The 12,217-nt window shown below is 69.9% G+C and carries 9 protein-coding genes; all 9 read left to right on the plus strand.

What is annotated here, in order from left to right:
* Positions 1–12 precede the first annotated feature (12 nt).
* The 9 genes from ACHMXA_RS25960 (at position 13) to ACHMXA_RS26000 (ending at position 12,213) form a co-directional block, all read left to right on the plus strand.
* Entirely contained in the window at positions 13–3,084 is a 3,072-nt protein-coding gene (locus ACHMXA_RS25960) for a pilus assembly protein (RefSeq protein WP_395316880.1), read from the plus strand.
* Positions 3,081–3,617 (plus strand): GspH/FimT family pseudopilin, encoded by a 537-nt coding sequence (locus tag ACHMXA_RS25965; RefSeq protein ID WP_395316881.1) that lies wholly within the window; start codon positions 3,081–3,083, stop codon positions 3,615–3,617. Before ACHMXA_RS25960 ends, ACHMXA_RS25965 begins: the two co-directional genes overlap by 4 nt.
* Before the next feature lie 122 nt (positions 3,618–3,739).
* Positions 3,740–4,564 carry a DUF6502 family protein gene (locus ACHMXA_RS25970; protein WP_395316882.1) on the plus strand — a complete coding sequence of 275 codons (825 nt, stop codon included), beginning with the start codon at positions 3,740–3,742 and terminating at the stop codon, positions 4,562–4,564.
* Complete coding sequence (locus ACHMXA_RS25975; RefSeq protein ID WP_395316883.1) at positions 4,561–5,952, plus strand: DUF5666 domain-containing protein; 1,392 nt, start codon at positions 4,561–4,563, stop codon at positions 5,950–5,952. Before ACHMXA_RS25970 ends, ACHMXA_RS25975 begins: the two co-directional genes overlap by 4 nt.
* Positions 5,953–6,060: 108 nt before the next feature.
* Positions 6,061–7,344, plus strand: a complete 1,284-nt coding sequence (locus ACHMXA_RS25980; protein ID WP_395316884.1) for an FAD-dependent oxidoreductase — start codon at positions 6,061–6,063, stop codon at positions 7,342–7,344.
* A gap of 127 nt (positions 7,345–7,471) precedes the next feature.
* On the plus strand, positions 7,472–8,209 hold the full coding sequence (locus ACHMXA_RS25985) for a DUF3348 domain-containing protein (protein WP_395316885.1): 738 nt from the start codon (positions 7,472–7,474) through the stop codon (positions 8,207–8,209).
* Positions 8,206–10,848, plus strand: coding sequence for a DUF802 domain-containing protein (locus ACHMXA_RS25990; protein ID WP_395316886.1), 2,643 nt, complete (start codon positions 8,206–8,208; stop codon positions 10,846–10,848). The genes ACHMXA_RS25985 and ACHMXA_RS25990 overlap by 4 nt, the downstream gene beginning before the upstream one ends.
* Positions 10,845–11,507, plus strand: coding sequence for an OmpA family protein (locus ACHMXA_RS25995; RefSeq protein WP_395316887.1), 663 nt, complete (start codon positions 10,845–10,847; stop codon positions 11,505–11,507). Before ACHMXA_RS25990 ends, ACHMXA_RS25995 begins: the two co-directional genes overlap by 4 nt.
* Positions 11,500–12,213 (plus strand): DUF2894 domain-containing protein, encoded by a 714-nt coding sequence (locus ACHMXA_RS26000; protein ID WP_395316888.1) that lies wholly within the window; start codon positions 11,500–11,502, stop codon positions 12,211–12,213. The genes ACHMXA_RS25995 and ACHMXA_RS26000 overlap by 8 nt, the downstream gene beginning before the upstream one ends.
* Positions 12,214–12,217 lie beyond the last annotated feature (4 nt).

Raw genomic sequence — 12,217 nt, forward strand, 5'->3', positions numbered from 1 at the left:
CAGGCCCGCACCATGACCCGGAAACTTCTCGCTTCGCTGTGGACGGCCGCCGCGCTCGCTGCGTTGACGGCGGGCCCTGCCCGCGCCGAGGACATCGACCTCTTCGTGGGCTACAACCCCAGCGCGGCGCAGGCGCCGAACGTGCTGTTCGTGCTGGACAACACGGCCAACTGGAACCAGCCCTTCACCGCCGAGATGACCGCGCTCGCCTCGGCCTTCGAAAGCCTGAAGGCCAACAAGTTCAAGGTCGGCCTGATGATGTTCACCGAGACCGGCCAGGGCAACTCCAACTCGGACGGCGGCTACGTGCGCGCCGCGGTGCGCACGCTGGACGATGGCACCAAGGTCAAGTACGGCGCGCTCATCCGCAGCCTCGACAAGCTCGGCGACAAGTCCAACGGCGGCAAGGCCGGCAAGACCATGGCCGAGGTCTATCGCTACCTCGCCAGCGGCACGCCCATTGCCGGCAACGGCAAGAACAAGGCCGACTACAGCGGCAACACGAGCGGCACGGCGGCGTCGCAGGCCATCTACGCGCTGCCGCGCAACGCGCTCGGCAGCTTCTCCGCCACCACCTACGTCGGCCCCAGCACCGAGAACTGCACCGGCACCTACGTCATCTACATCAGCAACGGCGCGGCGCAGGACAACAACAACGACAGCCAGATCTCCAACGCCGCCCTGCGCGCCGCAGGCGGCGACACCACGCAGATCGCCCTGAGCCCCAGCGGCTCGCAGGACAACACGGCCGACGAGTGGTCGCGCTTCCTGCAGACCAGCATGGGCGTGAAGGTCTACACCATCGAGGCCGCCAAGGCCACCGGCGGCCAGGGGCCCGGCTGGACCTCGCTGCTCAAGAGCATGGCCACCCAGAGCAAGGGCGAGTATTACGACATCTCGGCCAAGCCCGACCTGGGCGGCGCACTGGGCGCGGCGCTGGACGACATCTTCAGCAAGATCCAGTCGGTCAACAGCGTGTTCTCCTCGGTGAGCCTGCCGGTGAGCGTGAACACCCAGGGCACCTACCTGAACCAGGTGTTCGTGGGCATGTTCCGCCCCGACCAGGACGCCTTCCCGCGCTGGAACGGCAACCTCAAGCAATACAAGCTGGGGCTGGACAGCAGCAACCAGCTGATCCTGCAGGACTCGGTGGGCGCCAACGCGGTGAACAACCAGACCGGCTTCGTCGCGCCCTGCGCGCGCAGCTTCTGGACGCCCGCGCCTAGCGACACAGACGTCTACTGGAGCTTCCGGCCTTCCGGCGACTGCCTGGGCAAGGAAGCCGCCGACAGCCCCGACGGCAACGTGGTGGAAAAGGGCGCCCAAGGCTACATGCTGCGGCGCATCGCCGTGGCCAACCGCAACATGAAGACCTGCGCGCCCGGCAGCTGCACCACCCTCACCTCCTTCGCCGACGGCAACACGTCCATCACCAAGGCCGCTCTGGGCGTCACCGCCGACACCGACCGCACCGCGCTCATCAACTGGGCACGCGGCCTCGACAACAAGGGCGACGAGCGGCCCGACGCGCAGGGCAACCCCGTCACCTCCACCTCGATGCGCCCCTCGGTGCACGGCGACGTGGTGCACTCGCGGCCGGTGGCCATCAACTACGGCACAGACGCCATCCCGCAGGTGGTGGTGTTCTACGGCGGCAACGACGGCGTGCTGCGCGCCGTCAACGGCAACCGCACCGACGCCATCGGCTCGGCCGCCGCGGGCGACGAGCTCTGGTCCTTCATGCCGCCGGAGTTCTACGGCAGCATCAAGCGGCTGTACGACGACACCACGCGCATCAACTTCCCCGGCCTGCCGGTCACCGCCGGCGCCGTGGCACCCAAGCCCTACGGCATGGACGGCCCCGTCTCGGCCTACCGCCAGGGCAGCACCGCCTGGCTCTACGCAAGCATGCGCCGCGGCGGCCGGCTGGTCTACGCCTTCGACGTCTCCACCGCCACCGCTCCCACGCTGAAGTGGCGCAAGGGCTGCCCCAACCAGGGCGACGACATCGGCTGCGACACCGGCTTCGAGGGCATGGGCCAGACCTGGTCGGCCCCCAAGGTGATGCGCGCCAGCGGCTACGGCGGCGGCAACAGCCCGCTGCTGATCTTCGGCGGCGGCTACGACAAGTGCGAGGACGTCGACACCAACAGCGCGGCCCAGGCCTGCGGCACCGGCGCGAAGGGCAGCGGCATCTACGTGCTCGACGCCGACACCGGCGCGCGCCTGCAGATGTTCGCCACCGCGCGGCCGGTGGTCGGCGAAGTCACCGTGGTCACCGACTCCCTGGGCATCGCCCGCATCGCCTATGCCGCGGACCTGGGCGGCAACGTCTACCGCATCGCACTCGGCAGCGGCGCGCCTTCGGGCTGGACCATGACGCAGGTCGCCTCGCTGGGCTGCGACACGGTGACCACCTGCACGCCCAACCGCAAGTTCATGTTCGCGCCCGACGTGGTGGAAGACAACGGCTCCTTCGTCATCCTTCTCGGCTCGGGAGACCGCGAGAAGCCGCTGCGCTACTACAACTCCGCGCTCGGCGTGGCCAACCGCTTCTACATGCTGGTCGACAAGCCCACCGACAGCAGCTGGCTGAGCAGCGAGACCAGCAACTGCGGCACCGGCAACGGCCTGCTGTGCCAGGCCTCGCTGCAGCCCATCACCGACACCTCCACGCCGACCTCCTCCGACCTCGCGACCAGGAAGGGCTGGTACCTCGCCCTGGCCGCCGGCGAACAGGTGGTGACCAGCTCGGTCACCGCCTACGGCGTCACCACCTTCAATACCCACACGCCGACCAACCCCAACACGCAGTCGTGCCGCGCCGACCTCGGCACCGCGCGCGTCTACAACGTGTCGTACGTCAACGCCGCGCCCCAGGGACCGGGCGGCCGCTTCCAGAACGTGGTGGGCGGCGGCCTCGCGCCCTCGCCCGTGGTGGGCCGCGTCCAGCTCGACGACGGCAGCATGCGCGACGTGGTGATCGGCGCCAATCCCGACTCCTTCCTGAGCCCCAAGGGCACATCGCCCAAGGCCGCGTTCAAGCAGCCCAAGGGCAGGGTCTACTGGTTCATCCAGAAGTGAGCACTCGGAGCACCGGCCACATGCGCAACCCCGGCACCGCTCGCGCGCGCGGCTTCACGCTGGTGGAGCTGATGGTCACGGTGGCCGTGCTGGTGGTGCTCATTGCCATCGCCGTGCCTTCGTTCGACAGCATCCGGCTGTCCACGCGCCTGAGCGGCTATGCCACATCGCTGGTCTCGGGCAGCCAGCTCGCGCGCAGCGAAGCCATCAAGCGCAACGCCCCGGTCACCCTGTGCGCCTCGGCCAACGGCACCAGCTGCAGCACCAACGGGCAATGGGAGGCCGGCTGGATCGTGCTGAGCGGCACGCAGGTGCTGCGCGTGGAAAGCGCCGCGGCCTCCGGCTACCTGCTGCGCGAAGCGGGCGGCGCCAGTTCCATCGTGTTCCAGGCCACCGGCATGGGCGCGGGCCAGAGCCGGATCAACATCTGCCGCGCCACCCCCAGCGCCAACCAGTCGCGCGCCGTGAGCATCAGTGCCACCGGGCGCACCAACGTCACGAAGTCGAACGACGGGAGCTGCGCTTCGAGCTAGGACGCCGCCGCCGGAAAGGCCGTTGCGGCGGACCGACGACAATACGCCGCAGCGACGGAGTCCGGATGGCGGCCCGGCCCCTTGTCCAAGAACCCACGAACCCAGGAGCAACGACCGCATTCATGGAACACCGGCTGGATTGGGCCCTCGCAGCCTGCGCTCGCATCCTTCGTCCCGTGGTCCGATTGGCGCTTGCCATGGGCGTCAAGCACCCGCACCTCGAGGAACTGCTGCGCGACCTGCTCATCGAGGAGGCGCAGCGCTCCTGGCGCCAGCAGGGCGTGAAGCGGCCCAACCTCAGCCAGATCTCGGTGACCACCGGCCTGAACCGCAAGGCCGTCACCGCCAAGGTCCGCGCCACCGTCGACCCCCTGCCCCACACCGAACTCTCGGCCGCCGCCAAGACCTTCACGCTGTGGCTGCAGCTGACCACCGAGCAGGAGGCCCTGCGCCGCCTGCCGGTCACCACGGAAGACGACGCGCCCTCCTTCGAGCGCGTGGCGCGGCTGGCCAGCCGCGGCAACATCCACCATCGCACCATCCTGGATGAACTCGTGCGCCTGAACATGGTGGCCGAGGACAACGGCACGGCCGAGCTCACGGCCGACGGCTTCGTGCCGGTCGAAGACCTGCAGTCGATGCTCGCCTTCATGGGCGACAACGGCCGCGACCACCTGCTGGCGGCCGTCTCCAACACCCTGGGCGAATCGCCCCGCGTGCTCGAGCGCGCGGTGTACGCGCGGGGCCTCACGCTGGAAGACTGCGAAAAGATCCAGCTCCTCGCGCGCGAGCGCTGGGCCGGCCTGCACCACGAACTGGCCCGCGAGATGACCGGGGCCGTCGAGCGCGCGCCCGCCGGCAGCAAGGCGCGCATCCGCGTCGGCATCTATACCTATTACGAAGACGACGAAGCCACGCCGAAGAAGAGCGGGCCGCCCTCACGATGAACACGATCCTCACCCTCGCTCCCTCCTTCCGGCTCGCGCACCGCTTCCTGCGCGGCCTGCTGCTTGCGGGCGGCATCGCCATGCTCCTGTCCTGCGGAGGCGGGGGTGGCGGCGGCAGCGGTGCGTCCGGCCTGGGCGCGGCCGGCATGGCCGGCTCCGGCACCTCGACGGCGACGGGCGGCGGCGGTGGCGGCGACACCGGCGGCTCCGGCGCCCAGGGCGACACAGGCGGTACCAGCGGCAGCGCAGGCACCGGCAGTGGCGGCGACGGCACCAGCACCGCCGGCAACACCAACGGCGATGGCTCCGGCGTGGGTTCGGGCGGCACCGGCGTGAGCGCGGACGCCGCCGGCATCGGCGCGGCGGACGGCCTCGGCAGCGTGATCCTCAACGGGCTGCGCTACAACACCGACAGCGCCACCTTCAGCCTCGAAGACACGACCGAACTGCAGATCGGCATGAGCGCGCGCATCGCCGGCAAGGTCGATGCCAACTTCACCAGCGGCACTGCCGCGCAGGTGGTCTCGGCCGCCGAGCTGCGCGGCGCGGTCTCCGACATCGACCTGGCAAGCGGCAGCTTCACCGTCATGGGCAGCCGCGTGACCACCGACAACGCCACCGTCTGGGGCGACGCCAGCGGCCCGGCCGACCTGCTCGACGGCGCGGTGATCCAGGTCTGGGGCCTGCCCGCCGCGCCGGGCACGCTGCGCGCCACGCGCGTCCACGTCGCACCGGCCTCCGCCGAGCCGCTGGCGACCGGCACCGTGCAGAACCTCGACCTTGCCGGCCGGCAATTCACGCTCGGCCTGCTCACCGTCGACTTCGGCCCCGGCCTCGACACCGCCAGCCTGGCCGAAGGCGCCATCGTGCGCGTGCGCGGCACCGTGGCGCCGGTGGCCGACCGCTTCACCGCCACCACGGTCAACGGCTGGTACGCCATTCCCACCGCCGACGGCATCGCGCTGCAGCTCGCGGGCGTCGCCACCGACTTCGTCTCGCTCGGCGACTTCCGCGTGCTGGGCAACAAGGTGGACGCGCGCAACGCCCAGATACCCGGCGGCCAGGCCGGCGCCATCGGCAATGGCGTCAAGGTCGAGGTCGACGGTTTCCTCTCGGGACAGGTGCTCGTGGCGAAGAAGCTGCGCGTCCGCTACGTGCCCGGCATGGGCGGGCCAGCGTCGTTCACCGTGATCGGCCCCGTCGCCGGCTACCAGTCGGCTTCCGACTTCATGGTGCGCGGCCAGCGCGTGAATGCCGCCGGCTCCGCTACCATCTTCGAAAACGGCACCGCCGCGGACCTGGGCAACGGCAAGCGCGTGACAGTCGTCGGAGACCGCGTGGTCGACGGCGTGCTCATCGCCCAGCGCGTCACCTTCGCGCAGCCCTGAATCCGGGCTAAATCCGGGCTGAACCCGGGCTGGGCCCGGCACACTGGGCGGCGCCGTGTAACACAGGCCACGCCGTCCGCGGCGCGACCGGATCGATCGATCGGAGCCATGGACACACAAGCCACCCAAGCGCCCGCATCCTCGACGCCACGCTGCTGCATCGCAGGCGGCGGCCCCGCCGGCATGGTGCTGGGCCTGCTGCTGGCCCGCGCCGGCGTGCCCGTGGTCGTGCTGGAGAAGCACCTGGACTTCCTGCGCGACTTTCGCGGCGACACCGTGCACCCGTCCACGCTCGAAGTGCTGCACGAACTGAACCTGCTGGAAGCCTTCCTGCAGCGCCCGCACGACCGCATCGACGAACTGCGCGGCACCTTCGAAGGCCGCACCGTGCCGGTGGCCGACTTCACCCACCTGCCCTCGCACAGCAAGTTCCTCGTGCTGATGCCGCAATGGGAGTTTCTCGATTTCATGTGCGACGAGGCCCGGCGCTACCCCTGCTTCGAACTCTGGACCGACGCCGAGGCCGTCGGCCTGCTGCAGGACAAGGGCCGCGTCAACGGCGTGAAGGTGCGGCGCGGCCGCCGCGCGGGCCAGCCGCAGGAGGTCGAGCTGCACGCCTCGCTGGTGGTGGCGGCCGACGGACGGCATTCGACGCTGCGCGATGCCGCCGCCCTGCCGCACATCAGCTACGGAGCACCCATCGACGTGCTGTGGATGGCCGTGCCCAGGCTCGCCAGCGACCCGTCGTCCACCGGTGGCCACATCGCGGGCGGCCGCATTCTGGTGACGCTGAACCGCGGCGACTACTGGCAGTGCGCCTTCGTCATCCCCAAGGGCGGCCACGACGCGCTGCAGGCGCGGGGCATCGCAGCCTTCCACGAGGAGATCGGCCGCATCGCGCCCTTCCTCGCCGACAGGCTGCCTTCGGCGCTGCCCGGCTGGGATTCGGTGAAGCTGCTCGAAGTGACGGTGGACCGCCTCGAGAGCTGGTCGTGCCGGGGGCTGCTGTGCATCGGCGACGCCGCGCATGCGATGTCGCCGGTGGGCGGCGTCGGCATCAACCTCGCCGTGCAGGACGCGGTGGCCGCCGCCAACCTGCTGGCCGCCGCGCTGGCCGGCGACGCGAGCGAAAAGGAAATCGACGCCCTGCTGCCCCAGCTGCAGCGGCGCAGGGAACTGCCCGTGCAGGTCACCCAGGCTGTGCAGCGCTTCATACAGGACCGCGTGCTCATGGCCGTGCTCGACGGCAGGCCGGCTGCGGGGCCACGGCGCCTGCCCCTGGCGCTGCGGCTGCTCGCGCGCTGGCCGCTGCTGCGCAGGCTGCCGGCGCGGGCCGTGGGGCTGGGCCTGCGGCCCGAGCACGTGACTTCGCCGCGCTCCACGCGCACATGATGAAAAAACTGGCATTTCGTTACATAGCCGGGGACTCGCGGCGCCCGGCGGGAGGGCTCGGACAGAGGGCCCTGTTGTAGACTGCCGGGTTTTTCGGACCACGCGCATTCGGGCGCTTTCAGGGGGCATGGAGCAAGTTTCAAGGCGCACAGGTTTCAACGGCTCGGCGCTCATTCGCTTGCTTTCAAGGCTTTCCAACGTCGACGCCCGGGAGCCCGCGCAACCCACCGCCGACCGGCTGAGCCAGTGGTTCGGCTGGACCGACGCCATCTCGCTGTCCGCCGCTCTCGACGGTGCTCCGGCAACGCCGCAAACCGGCCTCCGCGCGCCCCGCAACAACGAGGAAAGCGAATGCCAGCGCGTGAAAGCCGCGCTGGCCAATGCCATCGTCGAGGACAACACCTTCGGCGCCGGCAAGGAGGCCGCCTCCGACTTCACCCCCTACAAGCGCCGCTACCTGGCCCGGCAACAGGCCATGGAAGCGGGCGTGGGCTCGCTGCGCGGCAAGCTGCGCGCAGCCATGGCGGTCAAATCGCCGGCCATGGCCCGGCTCGCTTCGGTGGACGTGGTCATGGCGCAGGTGCTCGAGGCGCGCGAATACAGCCTGCTGTCGGCCGTGCCGGGCATCCTCGAGCGGCACTTCGAACGGCTGCGCAAGGCCGCCGAGGCGCAACAAGCGCCCGATGCCGAGGCTGAAGCCTCCGAAACAGACGACAAACCCCACAGTGCCCAGCCCACCGACGAGTGGCTGGACGTGTTCCGCAAGGACGCCCAGGACGTGCTGCTCGCCGAACTGGACTTCAGATTCCAACCGGTCGAAGGGCTGCTCGACGCCCTTCGCACCCAGGCCACCAGGACCTCATGACCCGATTCCTCCACTACGCCGTATTTGTCGCTGGCCTTGCCGTCGTGGGCTGGGTGGGCGCCGGATACATCGGCACCAACCCGCTGGCGCTGGCCGTCACGCTGATCATCGGCGCCTTCTACATCATGGGCGCGCTGGAGCTGCACCGCTTCCAGCAGGCCACGACGAGCCTCACGCAGGCCGCGGCCGAGCTCTCGGCCCCGCCCGAGAGCCTGGGCACCTGGCTCGACCGGCTGCATCCCTCGCTGCGCAACGCCGTGCGCCTGCGCATCGAAGGCGAGCGCGTGGGCCTGCCGGGCCCCGCACTCACGCCCTACCTCGCCGGCTTCCTGGTGCTGCTGGGCATGCTGGGCACCTTCATCGGCATGGTGGTCACGCTCCGTGGCACCGGCCTCGCGCTGGAAAGCTCGACCGACCTGCAGACCATCCGCGATTCGCTCTCCGCGCCCGTGAAGGGCCTGGGCCTCGCCTTCGGCACCTCGGTGGCGGGCGTGGCCGCATCGGCCATGCTGGGCCTGGCCTCGGCGCTGAGCCGCCGCGAGCGGCTGCAGGCCGGCCAGGTGCTCGACACGAAGATCGCCACCGTGCTGCGCGTGTTCTCGCAGACGCACCAGCGCGAAGAGTCGTTCAAGCTGCTGCAGCAGCAGGCCCATGCCATGCCCGAGCTGGTCGGCCAGCTGCAGGCGATGGTGCAGGCCATCGAGCGGCAGAACCAGGCGCTCGGCGACCGGCTCGCGGCCAGCCAGGACAGCTTCCACAGCAAGGCCGAGGCCGTGTACGGCAGCCTCGCTTCTTCCGTCGACCAGTCGCTCAAGCAGAGCCTGACCGAGAGCGCGCGCGTCGCCGGCGCCGCGATCCAGCCCGTGGTCGAAGCCACCATGGCCGGCATCGCGCGCGAGACGGCCGCGCTGCACCAGACCATCTCGAACACCGTGCAGCAGCAGCTCGACGGCCTCTCCAGCCGCTTCGAAACCACCACCGACCGCGTGGCCGACACCTGGAAGACCGCGCTCGCCGAGCACCAGCACACCACCGAGGCGCTGTCGAAGGACGTGCGCGGCTCGCACGACCACTTCGCGCAGACCTTCGAGCAGCGCTCCGCGACGCTGGTCGACAGCGTCTCCGCGCGCCTGGAAAGCACCGTCGGCAGCGTGTCCACAACCTGGGGCGACGCGCTCGCGCGGCACCAGCAGGTCAGCGAGAAGCTGTCGGGCGATGCGCACCAGGCCCTCACCTCCGCCACTGCCGCATTCGAGCAGCACACCGCATCGCTGCTGCAGACCGTGGACCGGGCGCATGCGAAGCTGCAGGCCGAACTCGCGGCGCGCGACGAACAGCGCCTCTCGGCCTGGACGCAATCGCTGGCCGACATGGGCGCCGCGCTGCACCAGCAATGGCAGCAGGCCGGCGCGCACAACGCGAGCCAGCAGCAACAACTGCTCGACACCATGGCGCAGACGGCACGCGACACGATGGCGCAGACCGAGGCGCATGCGAAGAGCACCGTCGCCGAGATCGCCCGGCTGCTGCAGGCCGCGGCCGAAGCGCCGCAGGCAGCGTCCGACGCGATGTCGCAGATGGCGCAGCGCGACGAACAGCGCCTCGCCGCCTGGACGCAATCGCTGACCGCCATGGCCGCGTCGCTGCAGCAGGAATGGCAGCAGGTCAATGCGCACCACGCGGGCCAGCAGCAGCAACTCATCGACACGATGGTGCAGACCGCACGCGACACGATGGCGCAGACCGAGGCGCACGCGAAGAACACCGTCGCCGAGATCTCGCGGCTGCTGCAGGCCGCCGCAGAGGCACCGCAGGCCGCGGCCGATGCGATGTCGCAGATGGCGTCGCGCGACGAAGAGCGCCTTGCGGCATGGACACAATCGCTGGGCGCCATGGCCGCCTCGCTGCAGCAGGAATGGCAACAGGCCAACGCGCACAACGCAAGCCAGCAGCAGCAGCTCTTCGACACAATGGCCCAGACCGCGCGCGACATGTCGGCGCAGACCGAGGCGCACGCGAAGAGCACTGTCACCGAGATCGCGCAGCTGCTGCAGGCCGCGTCGGAAGCGCCACGCGCCGCCGCCGAGGTGGTGACGGAACTGCGCCAGAAGCTCGCCGACAGCATGGCGCGCGACAACACCATGCTGGAGGAGCGCAGCCGCATCCTCGAAACCCTCTCCACCCTGCTCGACGCGGTAAACCACGCTTCCACCGAACAGCGCGCGGCCATCGACACGCTGGTGTCTGCATCGGCCGAGATGCTGGAGCGCGTCGGCAGCCGCTTCACCGAGAAGGCCGAGGCCGAGTCCGACAGGATGGGCGCCGTTGCCGCGCAGATCGCCGGCAGCGCCGTCGAAGTGGCCAGCCTGGGTGAAGCATTCGGCCTCGCGGTGCAGCTCTTCAGCCAGTCGAACGACAAGCTCGCGGGCCACCTGCAGCGCATCGAAGGCGCGCTCAGCAAGTCCATTTCGCGCAGCGACGAACAGCTTGCCTACTACGTCGCGCAGGCGCGCGAAGTGATCGACCTGAGCATCATGTCGCAGAAGCAGATCGTCGAGGACATGCAGCAGATCGCCATGAGGCAGCGACAGCAGCACCAACAGCAGCCGCAGCAGGCGCCCGCGGACAGCGAAGCATGATGGGCACCCGCGAAGACATCGAGGCCGGCTTCGACGAGCCCGGCGTGCCGGTGTGGGCGGTGTTCGGCGACCTCATGGCCGGCCTGCTCGGCGCCTTCGTGCTCATCCTCGTGTGCGCGCTGGGCATGCAGCTGGAACTGGCCTCGAAGCTCGAGACCGAGGTGAAGCAGCGGCAGGCCGAGGCCAAGCGCCTGCAAACGCTCGAGCAGGCCCTGGCGGCGCCGCTTGCCGCCGGCCGCGTGACGCTGACCAACGGCCGCATCGGCATCAGCGGCAGCGTGCTGTTCGCCTTCAACTCGGCGGAGCTGCAGCCCGAGGGCAAGCAACTGCTCAAGAGCCTGGCCGCGCCGCTGGCCACGTACCTCAAGTCGCGCGACGAGATCCTCATGGTGAGCGGCTTCACCGACGACCGGCAGATGCGCGACAACGCGCGCCAGTTCGCGGACAACTGGGAGCTGTCGGCACAGCGCGCACTGACCGTGACGCGCTCGCTGATCGAAGCCGGCGTGCCCTCGTCGGCGATCTTCGCCGCCGCCTTCGGCTCCGAACAGCCGGTGGCGTCGAATGCCGACGCGGACGGCCGCTCGAAGAACCGCCGTGTGGAGATGGCGCCCGCACCGCGCCCTTCATCCAACGCGAGCGCAAAGCCTCGTGACTGATCAGGAGGCAGTCACCACCCGCGACACCGGCGCCATGGTCGCCGCGGCGCTCGCGCGTGGCGACCAGCGCTTCGACCCCGTGCGCTTTCGCGTCATCGAGGCGATGGCCCGGCGCGCGGCCGCGCTCGATGGCGAAGTGCGGCGCATCGTCGACGACAAGGTGATCGCGCTGCTTGCGGTGTATGGCGAGGACCTGGAGAAGGCCAAAGCGGCGGAGATCACGAAGCAACAGGTGCAGCCCGAGCGCGACGCATTCGCGGACCTCATCGAGCACATCGCCAGGCACGCGCCGGCTGCAGATGATGTTCCCGCGGATGTATCTGCAATAGCAGCAGCGAAGACAACGGCACCGGGCAAGGCAGCGCCCCGCCCGCGGTCGTCCCCTTCGGTTGCACCTGCGCCAGCCGCCGAGCTGAAGTCGATCCGCTACTTCAAGAGCACCTGGTCCAGGCTCAGCGCCGACCGCCGGCTGAACCAGTCGCTGGCGAAAGTGCCCCAGAACGCCGGCCCGCTCAACTCGCACCAACTCGTGCACCGCTCGCTCACGCTCATGCGCGACATGTCGCCGGAGTACCTCAACCGGTTCATGGCGTATGTCGATGCGCTGTCGTGGGTCGAGCAGTTGAATGGTGGCGGTGCGGCGAGTGCGGCAAGCCCGCGTGCGGAAGGCTCGACCAAGAAGAGCGTGCGCGGCAAGGCCAGCTGAGGCC

The sequence above is a fragment of the Variovorax sp. UC74_104 genome, assembly GCF_044055375.1.
Taxonomy (GTDB): domain Bacteria; phylum Pseudomonadota; class Gammaproteobacteria; order Burkholderiales; family Burkholderiaceae_C; genus Variovorax.